Origin of the sequence: Nocardioides sp. (genome assembly GCF_035429765.1) — a bacterium.
GTDB lineage: Bacteria > Actinomycetota > Actinomycetes > Propionibacteriales > Nocardioidaceae > Nocardioides.
The window spans coordinates 16,147-29,680 of record NZ_DAOMFK010000019.1; the positions used below are offsets into that span (position 1 = coordinate 16,147).

The window sequence follows — 13,534 nt, forward strand, 5'->3', positions numbered from 1 at the left end:
AGGGCAGTCACTTCACGACGGATCGTCCGGCACGTACCTGCCGGTGGAGGGAGCAGTCAGTCATGGCCACAGTCACGTTCGAGAAGGCCCAACGGTGGTACCCGGGGAACGACACCCCGACGGTCCCGGGCATCGACCTCGAGATCGGCGACGGGGAGTTCATGGTCCTCGTCGGACCGTCCGGGTGCGGCAAGTCCACCACGCTGCGGATGCTGGCCGGCCTGGAGGAGGTCAACGCCGGCAAGATCTTCATCGGCGACCGCGACATCACCCACCTGCCGCCCAAGGACCGCGACATCGCGATGGTCTTCCAGAACTACGCGCTGTACCCGCACATGACCGTGGCCGAGAACATGGGCTTCGCGCTGAAGATGGCCAAGGTGCCCACGGCCGAGCGGCAGCAGCGGGTCGAGGAGGCGGCCAAGATCCTCGGGCTCACCGAGTTCCTGGAGCGCAAGCCCAAGGCGCTGTCGGGCGGCCAGCGGCAGCGGGTGGCCATGGGCCGCGCGATCGTCCGCAGCCCGCAGGTGTTCTGCATGGACGAGCCGCTGTCGAACCTGGACGCGAAGATGCGCGTGCAGACCCGCACCGACATCGCCAAGCTGCAGAGCGACCTCGGCGTGACCACGGTCTACGTCACCCACGACCAGATCGAGGCCATGACCATGGGCGACCGGGTCGCGGTGATGATGCTCGGTGAGCTCCAGCAGGTCGACACGCCGCTGAAGCTCTACGACAAGCCGGTCAACCTCTTCGTCGCCGGCTTCATCGGCTCGCCGCAGATGAACCTGATGGAGGCACGCGTCCGCGACGGCAAGGCCTACATCGGCGAGTACAACGTCGCGGTCGACCCGGCCGCGGCCGCGAAGATGAAGGGCAACATCACCATCGGCGTGCGGCCCGAGGCGTGGCGGATGGTGACCGCCCAGGAGGGCGGTCTGCCGGTCGACGTGACGCTCGTGGAGGAGCTGGGCGCGGACGGCTACGTCTACGGCACCTGCGGCGTCGAGGGGACCCCGTCCAGCGTGACCATCCGGGTGTCGGCGCGGCAGCACGTCCGCAAGGGCGACACGGTCTACGTGATGACCGACCCCGCCAACGTGCACGTCTTCGAGACCGACACCGGACTGCGGCTCTCCGACTGACCGCCGACCCGACCCACCGCTGACCCGTCACAAATGGCGAGGTGTCATCGCCTGATCCGCCGCCATTTGTGACGGGTCGCCCACCGTAGGTGACGGGTCAGCGGGTGGCGCGGTCGGCTGTGTGGCGGATCGCGTCGACGAACGTGCCCCACAGCGCGCGCGGCAGGTCGTGGCCCATGCCCTCGACCAGCAGCAGCTCCGCCCCGGGGATGGCTGCTGCGGTCGCCCGCCCGCCCGATACGTGGACCATGTGGTCGGACAGCCCGTGCACCACGAGCGTCGGCATCGTCAGGCTGCGCAGCCGCAGGCTGCGGTTGGGCTGGTTGAGGATCGCCAGCATCTGCCGCATCACCCCGTTGGCGCTGAACCCCCGGTCCCAGGTCTCCTCGGCCCGGGCCAGGATCTCCTCGTGGTCGGTGGGGTAGGCCGGCGAGCCGATCATCTGCCACAGCCGCGCCGACGTCTCGGCGTACGCCTTGCGGCCCGGGCCGCGCGGTGCCAGCAGGATCGGCAGGAGCTTGGGGTGCTGCCACCCCACCGACCGCTTGCCGCTGGTCGACATGATGCTGGTGAGGGACCTGATCCGCTCGGGCTTCTCCACGGCCATCGTCTGGACGATCATCCCGCCCATCGACACGCCCACCACGTGCGCGGCCTGGATGCCGAGGTGGTCGAGCAGGCCGAAGGCGTCGTGGGCCATGTCGGTCAGCGTGTACGGCGGGCGACCTCCTCGGCCGGCGAAGGCCCGGACCAGCGCCGACCGCTTGACCCGCCCACCGATCTTGGTGGAGCGGCCCACGTCCCGGTTGTCGAACCGGACCACGAAGAAGCCGCGGGCGGCCAGCAGCGAGCAGAGGTCGGGGTGCCACCAGTTCATCGGGCCGCCCAGGCCCATCACCAGGAGCAGCGGGTCGTCACCGGGGTCGCCGAACGTCTGGTAGCACAGTTCGATCCCCGGGCTGACCGGGGCGAACAGTTCCTCCGAGACCACCACCGACGGGACCGGCTCCGCTGCTGACGACATGGGCACAGTCAACCCCGTCGGCCGCCGGATCCGGAAGTCGGGTGGGGTAATTGCGCATGTTTTCGTCGCCGACACCGTAAGGTCCCCCCATGGGACCCTTGGCGCCGTTCCTCCAGCCGCAGGGTTTCGCCCGGCCGCACGTGGCCGCGGTGCTCCGCGAGGCCAGCGTCCTCACCGAGGGCGCTCGGTACGTCGTGCGCCAGCGCGCCGAGCACCGTGACCGTCGTGGCCTCCCCCTGGCCGTGCGACAGGCCGACCGCTCCGGCCTCCCGGTCGTGCTGGTCCCCGGGTTCATGGCCGGCGACGGGAGCCTGACGCTGCTGGCCCGGTCACTGCGCCAGCAGGGGTTCCGCACCTACCGCTCGCACATCCACGCCAACGTCGGGTGCACCGTGGACGCGACCATCCTGCTGGAGCGGCGGATCGAGGCGATCGTCCTCCGCCGGGGACAGAGGGTCCAGCTGGTCGGGCACAGCCTCGGCGGCCTGCTGGCCCGGGCGCTTGCGACGCGCCGGCCCGACCTGATCGAGGGGATCATCACGATGGGGAGCCCCATCCAGGCCCCCGGGGCGCACCATCTCGGGATCTCGGCCGGAGTGGAGGCGCTGGTGCGGCTGAGCAGGGCGGGGCTGCCCGGGCTGATGTCGGAGGAGTGCGTGGCCGGCACCTGCGCGCGCCAGAGCTTCGAGGAGTCCCGCCGGCCCGTACCTGCGGGGATGGGATTCGCCGTGATCTACTCCCGGCGTGACGGGGTCGTCGACTGGCGCGCCTGCCTCGACCCGCCGGCGGTGGCCGTGGAGGTCACCACCTCGCACATCGGGATGGCCGTGGACCCGCGCGTACGCGACCACGTGGTGGCACTGCTGCGGGACCGGTCGCCCTCGGTCAGCCGCGACGGGTCAGAACTGCACCGAGGCGTAGGAGCGTAGCTTCTCCAGCCGGTGCTCGGAGGTGATCGAGCGGATCGTGCCGCTGTGCGAGCGCATCACCAGCGAGTGGGTGGTCGCGCCACCCGCGCGGTAGCGCACGCCCCGCATCAGCTCGCCGTCGGTGATCCCCGTCGCGGCGAAGAAGCAGTCGTCCCCGGTGACCAGGTCGTCGGTGGTCAGGATGTGGTACGGGTCGAGGTCATGACCCGCGTCCAGCGCCTTCTGGCGTTCCTCGTCGTGGCGGGGCCACAGCCGGGCCTGGATCACGCCGCCCATGGCCTTGATGGCGCAGGCGGCGATGATGCCCTCCGGGGTGCCGCCGATCCCGAGCAGCAGGTCGATGCCGGTGTCGTGGCGGGCGGCCATGATGGCGCCGGCGACGTCGCCGTCGACCATGAACTTGATCCGCGCGCCGGTCGCCCGGATCTCGCGCACCAGCTCTTCGTGCCGCGGGCGGTCGAGCAGGACGACGGTGACGTCCTGGGTGGTGGAGCCCTTGGCCCGCGCGACTCGTCGGATGTTCTCGGCGACCGAGTGGCGGATGTCGACCACGTCGGCGGCCTCGGCGCCGGTGACCAGCTTCTCCATGTAGAACACCGCGGACGGGTCGTACATCGAGCCGCGGGGGGCCACCGCCAGCACGGCGATGGCGTTGTTCATCCCCTTGGCGGTCAGCGTGGTGCCGTCGATCGGGTCCACGGCCACGTCGCACTCGGGGCCGGTGCCGTCCCCGACCTGCTCACCGTTGTAGAGCATCGGGGCGTTGTCCTTCTCGCCCTCGCCGATGACCACGGTGCCGGCCATCCCGATGCCCGAGATCGTGTAGCGCATCGCCTTGACCGCCACGTCGTCCGCGCCGTTCTTGTCGCCGCGGCCCACCCAGCGGCCCGCCGCCATCGCAGCGGCCTCGGTGACCCGCACGAGTTCCATCGCCAGGTTGCGGTCGGGGCGCTCTGTCGGGGGGAGGTCGTCCTCGATGCCGGTCATGACCTGATCGTAGCCATCACGGCTCCGCACCGTCAGCGCGGGGGAAACCTGAGACCGAGCCGGGAGCGGGGCGGCCCGGGCCGGTGACCGGTCACCTGTGAGAATCGCTCCCGTGAGCCAGCCGACTCCTGAACGCCCCGCCCGCTACCAGCGGTCGACCGGCGGCCTGATCGGTGCTCTGGTGATCACACTGGTGGTGATCACCGCCTTCGTGCTGCTCCGGGCGCTGAACCGCACCGATCTCGAGGTGCACCCCGACCCCGTCGACTACCGCGCGGCCGTGGTCGCGCTGCAGGAGACGGGCCAGCGCCCGGTCTACCCACGGGCCCTGCCGGCCGGCTGGACCGCCACGAGCGTGGACGTGCCGCGGGGCGACCAGCGGGACTGGGGGATCGGGATGCTCACCGACACCGGGGGCTTCGTCGGGGTCCAGCAGTCCGTGGAGCCGCTGGGCGACCTGCTGGAGACCTACGTCGACCAGGACACCACCGAGGGCGACCCGATCCGGGTCGACGGGTCGGTGGCCGGGACGTGGCGCTCCTTCAGTGACAGCGGTGGGGACCGGGCGTACGCCGCCGAGGTGGGCGACTGGACCGTGCTCGTCTACGGCTCCGCCCCGGACGCCGATCTCCGCGAGGTCGTGTCCGGCCTCACCACCGACCCGGCCTGACGCTGGCTCAGCCTGAATCCGGGTCAGTCGCCCGGCGTGCCGCGGGCCTCCTCCAGCCGGCGACGGGCGCCGTCGAGCCACTGCTGGCACACGGTGGCCAGGTGCTCGCCGCGCTCCCACAGCGCCAGCGACTCCTCCAGCGTGACCCCGCCCGCCTCCAGCCTGCGGACCACCTCGATGAGCTCGTCGCGGGCGGCTTCGTACCCGAGTTCCTCCGGTGTGCTGCGCTTCTCAGCCATGGGTCTCTCCTGCTCCGTCGAGCGCCTCGACGCGGTCGGTGGTGGCGTGGACCCGGCCGTCGGCGACCCGGATCCGCAGCGGCTCACCGGGGGACACCTCGCCGACCGAGGTGACCACGCGGCCGCGGTCGTCCTGGAGCACGGCGTACCCGCGCTGGAGCGTCGCCAGCGGCGAGAGCGCCCGTGCCCGCGCACGCTGGTGGCCGATCTCGTCCGCGGCGCGGTCCAGGGCGTGGCTGAGGGTACGCCGGGCCCGGGTCAGGAGCTGCGCCACCTCCTCGGAGCGAGCCCCGACCAGGCTGGTGGGATCCGCGAGCGCCGGACGCGAACGCACCGAGTCCAGCCCGGCCTGCTCGTGGAGGAGGAGCTGGTCCAGCACGGCGCGGACCCGCTCTCGCGCCCAGGCCACGCCGCGGACCTCCTCGGCCATGTCGGGCACCACGAGACGGGCAGCGTCGGTCGGCGTCGAGGCCCGCACGTCGGCGACGAGGTCCAGCAGCGGGGTGTCCTGCTCGTGCCCGATCGCGGAGACCACCGGGGTGCGGGCCCGGTGCACCGCCCGCACCAGCGCCTCGTCGGAGAAGGGCAGCAGGTCCTCGACGGACCCGCCCCCGCGGGCCACCACGATCACGTCCACGTCGGGATCGCGGTCCAGCCGCTCCACCGCCTCGATCACCTCCGACGCCGAGCGGGGACCCTGCATCGCCGCGTGGACGACCCGGAACGCGACCGAGGGCCACCGCCGGCGGGAGTTCTCCAGGACGTCCCGCTCGGCCGCCGAGCCGGGCGCGGCGACCAGACCCACCTGGTGGGGGAGGAAGGGCAGCGGCCGCTTGCGCTCGGGCGCGAACACCCCCTCGGCGGCGAGCAGCTGACGACGGCGCTCCAGGCGGGCCAGCAGCTCACCGAGCCCGACCATCCTGATCTCGCGGGCGGCGAGCGACAGGGTGCCCCGGTTGGCGTAGTAGACCGGCTTGGCGTGCAGCACCACGCCCGCGCCCTCCACGAGTGGCGGGTTCAGGCTGTCGAACAGCACCCGTGAGCAGGTCACGGGCACCGAGATGTCGGCCGCGCTGTCGCGCAGGGTGAGGAACACCGTGCCGACCCCGGGCCTGCGGTTGACCTGGGCGATCTGGCCCTCGACCCACACCGCGCCGAGCCGGTCGACCCAGCCCGCGATCGCGTTCGCGATCTGCCGCACGGGGGCGGGCTGCTCGGGCGAGGTCTGGAGGGCCACAGCGGGAGCCTAGGGCCCGGCACCGACAGCCCGGTCGTCGGCACGACCCGGGGTACCCCGCCGCCAACTACAGTGGGGCCATGACCATGGACCTGGGCACCCCCCCGATCCTCACCCCCGACGAGGCCGAGCGGGCCGTCCTGCTCGCTGCGCCGCGTGGGTACTGCGCAGGCGTCGACCGCGCCGTGATCACCGTGGAGAAGGCGCTGGACCTGTACGGCGCCCCCGTCTACGTCCGCAAGCAGATCGTGCACAACAAGCACGTCGTCGCCGACCTGGAGTCGCGCGGGGCGGTGTTCGTCGAGGAGCTGACGGAGGTCCCCGAAGGCGCCACCGTGGTGTTCTCCGCGCACGGCGTCTCGCCGGACGTGCACCGGCAGGCGGAGCGGCGGGGGCTGAAGACGATCGACGCGACCTGCCCGCTGGTGACGAAGGTGCACCACGAGGCGAAGCGGTTCGCCCACGAGGACTACGACATCCTGCTCATCGGCCACGCCGGTCACGAGGAGGTCGAAGGCACCGCCGGTGAGGCACCGGGGCACATCCAGCTGGTCCAGAGCCCCGAGGACGTCGCCGCGATCACCGTGCGCGACCCTGCCAAGGTCGCCTGGCTCTCGCAGACCACGCTCTCCGTCGACGAGACCATGGAGACCGTGGCCGCCATCCGCGCGCGGTTCCCGCAGCTGCTCGACCCGCCCAGCGACGACATCTGCTACGCCACCCAGAACCGGCAGCTGGCGGTCAAGGAGATCGCCCGCGACTCCGACCTGGTCATCGTGGTCGGCTCCGGCAACTCCTCGAACTCGGTCCGTCTGGTGGAGGTCGCCCTCGAGGCCGGGGCCCGGGCGGCCCACCGGGTCGACGACGCGAGCGAGATCGACGAGGCCTGGCTGGTCGGCGTACGACGGGTCAGTGTGACCTCCGGTGCCTCGGTGCCCGAGGAGCTCGTCCAGGGTGTGCTGGCCTTCCTGGCCGAGCACGGCTTCCCCGACGCCACCGCGGTGCACAGCGCGGAGGAGAGCCTGATCTTCGCCCTGCCCCCCGAGCTGCGTCGCGACCTGCGGGCCGCGCAGCAGGGGTGATCCGGATGGCTCGCTACGTGGACCTGCACCCGCAGAACCCCCAGCCCCGGCTGGTCGACCAGGTCGTCTCGGCGCTGCGCGAGGAGGACGCGCTGATCGCCTACCCCACCGACTCCGGCTACGCGCTGGGCTGCCGGATCGGCAACCGGGAGGGCCGCGACCGCATCCTGAGGATCCGGCACCTCGACGAGCGGCACCACTTCACGCTGGTGTGCCGGGACTTCTCCCAGCTGGGCCAGTTCGTGCACGTGCACAACGCGGCGTTCCGCGCGATCAAGGCCGCCACCCCCGGCCCGTACACCTTCATCCTCCCCGCCACCCCCGAGGTGCCCCGGCGGCTGATGCACCCGAAGAAGCGGACGGTGGGGGTGCGCATCCCCGACCACCCCGTGGTCCGGGCCCTGCTCGAGGCGCTCGGCGAGCCGCTGCTCTCGAGCACGCTGCTGCTGCCCGGGGAGGAGGAGGCGCGCACGCAGGGGTGGGAGGTCAAGGAGGAGCTGGACCACGAGGTCGACCTGGTGATCGAGGCGGGCGAGGTCACCGCCCAGCCCACCACGGTGATCGACTGGTCGGAGGGTCAGCCCGTCGTGGTCCGTCGCGGCGCCGGCGACCCAGCCCGCTTCGAGGCCTGAGGCGCCGCGCCCCTCCCGGGCGCAGGTCGGGCCACGCGTTGCCGCAGGGCGAGCGTGACCAGGCACAGGACGTACCCGACCAGCAGCGCCCCGCTGTGGGTGGCCAGCCCGCTGACCACGGCCTGCACCACGGAGTCGCCCGGCTCGGCGACGGCACCGGGGGAGACGAACGCGAGCAGCGTGAACACCCCCAGCATCAGCAGCGGCGGCAGCACGCCGACGGTGAAGAAGTCCCCCGGCCGCACCGCCAGCGCGAGCGCGAGGCTGACCACCACGAACCACAGGTCGAAGAACAGGGTGAGCTGGCCGACGAGCACCAGGTCCAGCGCCACCACCGTCAGGATCGCCGCGAGGCCGAGCGCGACCACCTGCGGGGCCGGCTCCCGGCCCTCCTCCCACAGCGTCGGCGGCGCGCTCACAGGGCCACGGTATGGTCCGGTTCCGCCCCGGGCGTGGCGGCGCGCCGGTCGGCTGCGCGCAGCGGGACCGCCACCGCCGCTCTCGCGGCCGACTCCACCTGCCGCGGCGCCGCCAGCTCCTCCTCGGTGACCGACAGCTCGGTGAACCGGCGTGCCGAGACGAGCACCCGCGACTCGAAGGACCCCACGGCCTGGTTGTAGTGGGTCACGGCCGTGTTCAGGGCGCGACCGACCTGGTCGAGGTGACCCGCCATCGTGGTCAGCCGGCCGTGCAGCTCACGTCCGAGCTGGTGGATCTGGCCGGCCTGGGCGGCCAGCGCGTCGTGGCTCCACCCGTGGGCGACCGTGCGCAGCAGGGCGATCAGCGTGGTGGGGGTGGCCAGCACGACCTGCTTGCGGGCGGCGTACTCCAGCAGGTCGGGCTGCACCTCCAGGGCGGCCGAGAGGAAGGACTCCGCCGGGACGAACAGGACAACGAACTCCGGGGTCTCGGGGAGGGCCTGCCAGTAGCGCTTGGCGGCCAGCCCGTCGACGTGCTGCCGCAGCTGCGTGGCGTGGCGCACCAGGTCGTGCTGCCGGCCTTCCTCGTCGGGCGCCGCGCCCGCGTCGAGGAACGCCTCCAGCGGGACCTTGGCGTCCACGACCACGCTCCGGTCGCCGGCCAGCCGGACCACCAGGTCGGGGCGGCGGGCTCCGTCCTGGAGCTGGGGCTGCTCCTCGAAGTCGCAGTGGTTGACCATTCCGGCCAGCTCGACGGCCCGGCGCAGGTGCATCTCGCCCCAGCGCCCCCGCACCTGTGGTCGGCGCAGCGCTGTGCTCAGCGACTGCGTCTCCCGGCGCAGCGACTCGGTGGTGTGCCGCATGTCGAGCACCTGCTGGGCCAGCTGTCCCTGCCAGGAGACCCCGTGGTGCTCGAGGTCGCGCAGCTGGTCGTGGAGCCGGGCCAGCCCCTCCTGGACCAGCGCCCGGTCGGCGGCGCGCTGGTCGAGCGCCGCGGCCAGCCGGGACTCGCCCGCCGGACGCGAGCGGGCCCAGAGGAGGCCGAGCGCGGCGCCGGCGGCGAGGCCGAGCAGCAGGCCGATCAGCAGTGTCGCGGTGTCCATGCGGGCCAGCATGCCGGGGACCACCGACAACGCTGGGGAGGCGCCAGCGGACGGCCGGCTCAGGCCAGGTCCACGACCACCGGGGCGTGGTCGGAGGCCCCGGCGCCGGCTCGCTCCTCCCGGTCGATGAACGCGCCGGTCACCCGGGCGGCCAGCGACGGGGAGCCGAGGACGAAGTCGATCCGCATGCCCCGGTTCCGCTCGAACCGCTGGCGGTAGTAGTCCCAGTAGGTGTACACGCCTGGGCCGGGGGCGTGCGGGCGGACCACGTCGGCGTACCCGTCCTCGAGGAAGCCGCGGAACGCCGCCCGCTCCGGCGGTGTGACATGGGTGTCCTTGGCGAATGCCGCCATGTCGAAGACGTCCTCGTCGAGCGGGGCGATGTTCCAGTCGCCGACCAGGGCGGTGTCCTCCGCCAGCCACGGCCTGGCGGCCGCGCGGAGCCGGGCGAGCCACTCCAGCTTGTAGAGGTAGTGCGGGTCGCCGACCTTGCGGCCGTTCGGGACGTACAGCGACCAGACACGTACGCCGCCGCACACGGCGCCGATCGCGCGCGCCTCCGGCCCCGGGGGATCGCCGAAAGGAGGCATGGCGTCGAACCCCACCTGGACGTCGTCGATCCCGACCCTGCTGACCACGGCCACGCCGTTCCACTGGTTGACGCCTGCGGCCGCGACGTCGTACCCCATCGACTGCAGCCCCAGCAGGGGGAGCTGGTCCTCCCTGGCCTTCGTCTCCTGCACCGCCAGCACGTCGACGTCGTGGCGCTCGAGGAAGGCCTCGACCCGACCGATGCGGGAGCGCAGGGAGTTCACGTTCCAGGTGGCGAGGCGCACGCAGCGAGCCTAGGGGTCGGCGAGGAACGGGACCACGGCGCCCGGGGTGACGAGCGCGGCCAGCCGCACCGCCTGCTCCAGCGGCAGGTCACGCACGGCCACCCGCTCCTTGCCCGCGGCCGTCGTGGCGGTCAGGGTGGCCAGACCCCGGCGCCGCTGGAAGAGGCTCTGGCCGATCACCCAGCCGATCACGCCGTCGCGCTCGAGCACCTGACGACGTCGCTGCACGGCGGGGTCGCCGGAGGTGAGGTGGGCCGGGGTCAGCAGGTGGCCGAGGTTGCGGTACGCGACCTCGCCGGCGGCCGCGCCACCGGGCACCAGCACCAGCGCTGCCACCACGGGCGGCCACCACGGCCATCCCGCGAACCCGGTGGCCGCCAGCAGCCCCAGGGTGACCACGACCGCGGGCCGCTGCGCCCGCACGTGGGCACGCCGCCGCGCCGCCGGGCCGTGCGGCACCAGGGCCGCGACCAGCGGACGGGGGGCTCCCAGGATCGCCTGACCCACCTCCTGGCACACCTCGCGCGGGCACGGTGGGAGGACCTTGGTCACCCCGCCCTCTCCGACACCGGTGGCCAGGGTCGACAGCTCTGCTCCGTTGACGGTGCGCAGGAGCACCGGCTCCACCAGCTCGACCCCCCTCACCCGCGCCTCCTCCACCGACGTGGACCGGGTGGTCAGCAGCCCGGCAGCGAGCCGGATGGTGCCGTGCTCGCGGGTCAGCCGCAGGTCCCACCACTGCACGACGTACCCGACGACGGAGATCACCAACCAGGCCAGGAGCGCCACGACGAGCGTGGCCAGGACGACCAGCACCAGGGCGAACCCGGTCACCCACCGCCAGGCCGCGTCGATGTGCTCGGCGTCGAGGAACGGAAGGTCCTCGCCCCACTGGGCGAGGACGCCCACAGCTCCGGCGACGATCGCCAGCCGCCCCAGGCTGAACGGTGCGAACCTCAGCCAGGACCAGTCGATGCGTGCCAGCACGGCGGGAGGATCGTCCGGGGGTGGTTGCCGATTGTTCCGAAACGGCACGTCCGAGGCCTGGTTGTCTGTCGATTGGGTCCAAACGACAGGGGGTGGAGCGGGGACCGCGGCGGCCCCCCGGGCCAGCAGGAAGCGCCGCAGCTCCTCGGCCTGGGCCAGCGACAGCGCGTTCAGCTCGATGCGCGTCTCGTCCACGCCGGTGCCGATCTTCACCTTCGCCAGGCCGAGCGCCCGCTGCAGCAGCGACGACTCGAGGTCGACGCTGCGCACCCGGTCGAGCGGGGCGGTGAGCTGCTGGCGCGAGAGCAGCCCCCGACGCTGCTGGAACTGGGTGTCGGTGATGCGGTAGCGCGTGGTGAGCCAGGGCAGGAGGCCCAGGACCACCGGCACGGCGAGCATGATCAGCAGCAGCCCGGGGTCGAAGGTGCCCCGGGAGCTGCTGATCCCCACGAGCGCGATCACAACGGGTACGGCGAACTGCCGCAGCGTGTCCAGCGGCCCGATCAGCAGCATCCGGGCGTCGAGCCGCTGCCAGCCGTCCTCGTCCGGACGCGTCACGTGGCGTCGCCCTCGGTCGCGCCGGTGATCTCGGTCAGATCGGCCACCACCCGTCGGGCCAGTGCCTCGTCGAGGCAGTCGATCCGCACCGGCCCCGCCGCAGACGCGGTGGTGACCGTGATCGTGGCGAGGTGGTACAGCCGCATGATCGGCCCCTGGTGGGAGTCGACGGTCTGGACGCGCGAGAGCGGGGCGATCCGCTGCTCCCGGCTAAGCCACCCGGACCGGGTGAACACGGCCGTGCCGGTCACCTCCCAGCGGTGGATCCGGAACCTGACGACGGGCATCACCACAGCGCGGGCCAGCGCGGCGGCGACCAGCAGCGCCAGCGCCAGCGTCGCCCACCACGGCCTCTCCGGAAGCAGGGCGTAGCCCACCCCCGCCAGACCGCTGACGAAGGCCGCCTCCACCAGCGCGGTGGTCCGCCACAGCGACACCGCCCGCGGGTCGACCTGGTGCGCGGGCTCACGCAGTGCGGCACGGTCGGCGGCCGGAACGTCGACCTCCGGCAGTCCCGCACTCGTCTCCCCGCTCACACCACCGAGCCTGTCACACCCGGTGCAGCGCGGGCTTTCGTCCCCGCCGCGACCCTCGCCGTAGACTCCCCGCACGTGGCACTCACCATCGGCATCGTCGGCCTCCCGAACGCGGGCAAGTCCACGCTCTTCAACGCGCTGACCAGGAACAACGTCCTGGCGGCGAACTACCCCTTCGCCACGATCGAGCCGAACGTGGGCGTCGTCGGCGTTCCCGACGGTCGGCTCGCCACGCTCGCGGAGATCTTCGGCTCGGCGCGGGTCCTGCCCGCGACGGTGGAGTTCGTCGACATCGCGGGCATCGTGCGCGGTGCCTCGGAGGGCGAAGGCCTCGGCAACAAGTTCCTCTCCCACATCCGCGAGTCCGCGGCGATCTGCCAGGTCACCCGGGTGTTCCGCGACGAGGACGTGACCCATGTGGACGGAGCCGTGGACCCTGCCTCGGACATCTCCACGATCTCCACAGAGCTGATCCTCGCCGACCTGCAGACCCTGGAGAAGGCGATCCCCCGGCTGGAGAAGGAGGCCAAGGGGAAGAAGGAGCTGGCGCCCGTGGTCGCCGCTGCCAAGGAGGCGCGCGAGGTGCTCGAGGCAGGTACGCCGGTCAGCGCGACCACGATCGACCGCTCCCTGATCCGGGAGCTGTCGCTTCTCACGGCCAAGCCGTTCATCTTCGTGTTCAACTGCGACGCCGACGAGCTCGGGGACGAGGGGCTCAAGGGCAGGATGCGGGACCTCGTGGCCCCCGCGGAGGCGATCTTCATGGACGCCAAGTTCGAGGCCGAGCTGGTCGAGCTCGACGACGAGGAGGAGGCCCGGGAGATGCTGCGCGAGCTGGGGGTGGAGGAGCCTGGGCTCGAGGTGCTGGCCCGCGTGGGATTCGACACCCTGGGCCTGCAGACCTACCTCACCGCCGGGCCGAAGGAGACCCGCGCCTGGACGATCCGCAAGGGCGCCACCGCCCCCGAGGCCGCCGGGGTCATCCACACCGACTTCCAGCGTGGCTTCATCAAGGCCGAGGTGGTCTCCTTCGACGACCTCGTGGTCGCCGGCTCCATGCTCAAGGCGCGGGAGGCCGGGAAGGTCCGGATGGAGGGCAAGGACTACGTCATGCAGGACGGCGACGTCGTGGAGTTCCGCTTCAACGTGT

The 13,534-nt window shown here is 72.4% G+C and carries 15 protein-coding genes; 6 read left to right on the forward strand and 9 right to left on the reverse strand.

Annotated elements, in window-relative coordinates; all coding sequences use genetic code 11:
* Window positions 1-62 precede the first annotated feature (62 nt).
* Window positions 63-1,145 (forward strand): ABC transporter ATP-binding protein, encoded by a 1,083-nt coding sequence (locus PLP61_RS03675; RefSeq protein ID WP_324500467.1) that lies wholly within the window; start codon window positions 63-65, stop codon window positions 1,143-1,145.
* A 97-nt stretch (window positions 1,146-1,242) separates the two neighbouring features.
* On the opposite strand, the gene PLP61_RS03680 is transcribed toward PLP61_RS03675, so the two are convergent.
* Window positions 1,243-2,169, reverse strand: coding sequence for an alpha/beta fold hydrolase (locus PLP61_RS03680; protein ID WP_324500469.1), 927 nt, complete (start codon window positions 2,167-2,169; stop codon window positions 1,243-1,245).
* An 89-nt stretch (window positions 2,170-2,258) separates the two neighbouring features.
* Here PLP61_RS03680 and PLP61_RS03685 point away from each other — a divergent pair, with 89 nt between their 5' ends.
* On the forward strand, window positions 2,259-3,098 hold the full coding sequence (locus PLP61_RS03685) for an esterase/lipase family protein (RefSeq protein WP_324500471.1): 840 nt from the start codon (window positions 2,259-2,261) through the stop codon (window positions 3,096-3,098).
* Here the strand turns inward: PLP61_RS03685 and glpX are convergent.
* Entirely contained in the window at window positions 3,069-4,085 is a 1,017-nt protein-coding gene (gene glpX, locus PLP61_RS03690) for a class II fructose-bisphosphatase (protein WP_324500473.1), read from the reverse strand. The genes PLP61_RS03685 and glpX overlap by 30 nt on opposite strands.
* A gap of 112 nt (window positions 4,086-4,197) precedes the next feature.
* Between glpX and PLP61_RS03695 the strand changes: the two genes are divergently transcribed.
* Window positions 4,198-4,755, forward strand: coding sequence for a DUF4245 family protein (locus tag PLP61_RS03695; RefSeq protein WP_324500475.1), 558 nt, complete (start codon window positions 4,198-4,200; stop codon window positions 4,753-4,755).
* A gap of 23 nt (window positions 4,756-4,778) precedes the next feature.
* Here PLP61_RS03695 and PLP61_RS03700 read toward each other — a convergent pair whose 3' ends face one another.
* Both PLP61_RS03700 and xseA read right to left on the reverse strand, forming a co-directional pair.
* Window positions 4,779-4,994, reverse strand: coding sequence for an exodeoxyribonuclease VII small subunit (locus PLP61_RS03700; RefSeq protein WP_324500476.1), 216 nt, complete (start codon window positions 4,992-4,994; stop codon window positions 4,779-4,781).
* The gene (xseA, locus tag PLP61_RS03705; protein WP_324500478.1) at window positions 4,987-6,231 is read right to left on the reverse strand and encodes an exodeoxyribonuclease VII large subunit; all 1,245 of its coding nucleotides are present in this window, start codon (window positions 6,229-6,231) and stop codon (window positions 4,987-4,989) included. The genes PLP61_RS03700 and xseA overlap by 8 nt, the downstream gene beginning before the upstream one ends.
* 80 nt (window positions 6,232-6,311) lie before the next feature.
* On the opposite strand from xseA, the gene PLP61_RS03710 reads away from it, so the two are divergent.
* Together PLP61_RS03710 and PLP61_RS03715 are read left to right on the forward strand one after the other, a co-directional pair.
* Window positions 6,312-7,313 carry a 4-hydroxy-3-methylbut-2-enyl diphosphate reductase gene (locus PLP61_RS03710; protein WP_324500480.1) on the forward strand — a complete coding sequence of 334 codons (1,002 nt, stop codon included), beginning with the start codon at window positions 6,312-6,314 and terminating at the stop codon, window positions 7,311-7,313.
* Window positions 7,314-7,318: 5 nt separating this feature from the next.
* Window positions 7,319-7,945, forward strand: a complete 627-nt coding sequence (locus PLP61_RS03715) for an L-threonylcarbamoyladenylate synthase (RefSeq protein WP_324500482.1) — start codon at window positions 7,319-7,321, stop codon at window positions 7,943-7,945.
* Here PLP61_RS03715 and PLP61_RS03720 read toward each other — a convergent pair.
* From PLP61_RS03720 to PLP61_RS03740, 5 genes are read right to left on the reverse strand one after another with little or no spacing between them, the layout of a single operon-like run.
* The gene (locus PLP61_RS03720) at window positions 7,891-8,364 is read right to left on the reverse strand and encodes a DUF6542 domain-containing protein (RefSeq protein WP_324500484.1); all 474 of its coding nucleotides are present in this window, start codon (window positions 8,362-8,364) and stop codon (window positions 7,891-7,893) included. The two genes, PLP61_RS03715 and PLP61_RS03720, sit on opposite strands and share 55 nt — an antisense overlap.
* Window positions 8,361-9,467 carry a DNA recombination protein RmuC gene (locus tag PLP61_RS03725; protein ID WP_324500487.1) on the reverse strand — a complete coding sequence of 369 codons (1,107 nt, stop codon included), beginning with the start codon at window positions 9,465-9,467 and terminating at the stop codon, window positions 8,361-8,363. The genes PLP61_RS03720 and PLP61_RS03725 overlap by 4 nt, the downstream gene beginning before the upstream one ends.
* A gap of 59 nt (window positions 9,468-9,526) precedes the next feature.
* Window positions 9,527-10,303, reverse strand: a complete 777-nt coding sequence (locus tag PLP61_RS03730) for an exodeoxyribonuclease III (RefSeq protein WP_324500489.1) — start codon at window positions 10,301-10,303, stop codon at window positions 9,527-9,529.
* Between the two features lie 9 nt (window positions 10,304-10,312).
* A complete protein-coding gene (locus PLP61_RS03735; RefSeq protein ID WP_324500491.1) occupies window positions 10,313-11,848 on the reverse strand; it encodes a PH domain-containing protein in 1,536 nt (511 codons plus the stop codon).
* The gene (locus tag PLP61_RS03740) at window positions 11,845-12,384 is read right to left on the reverse strand and encodes a PH domain-containing protein (RefSeq protein WP_324500493.1); all 540 of its coding nucleotides are present in this window, start codon (window positions 12,382-12,384) and stop codon (window positions 11,845-11,847) included. The genes PLP61_RS03735 and PLP61_RS03740 overlap by 4 nt, the downstream gene beginning before the upstream one ends.
* Window positions 12,385-12,459: 75 nt before the next feature.
* Between PLP61_RS03740 and ychF the strand changes: the two genes are divergently transcribed.
* Window positions 12,460-13,534: redox-regulated ATPase YchF (ychF, locus tag PLP61_RS03745; RefSeq protein ID WP_324500495.1), on the forward strand; the 1,075-nt coding region annotated here is incomplete at its 3' end.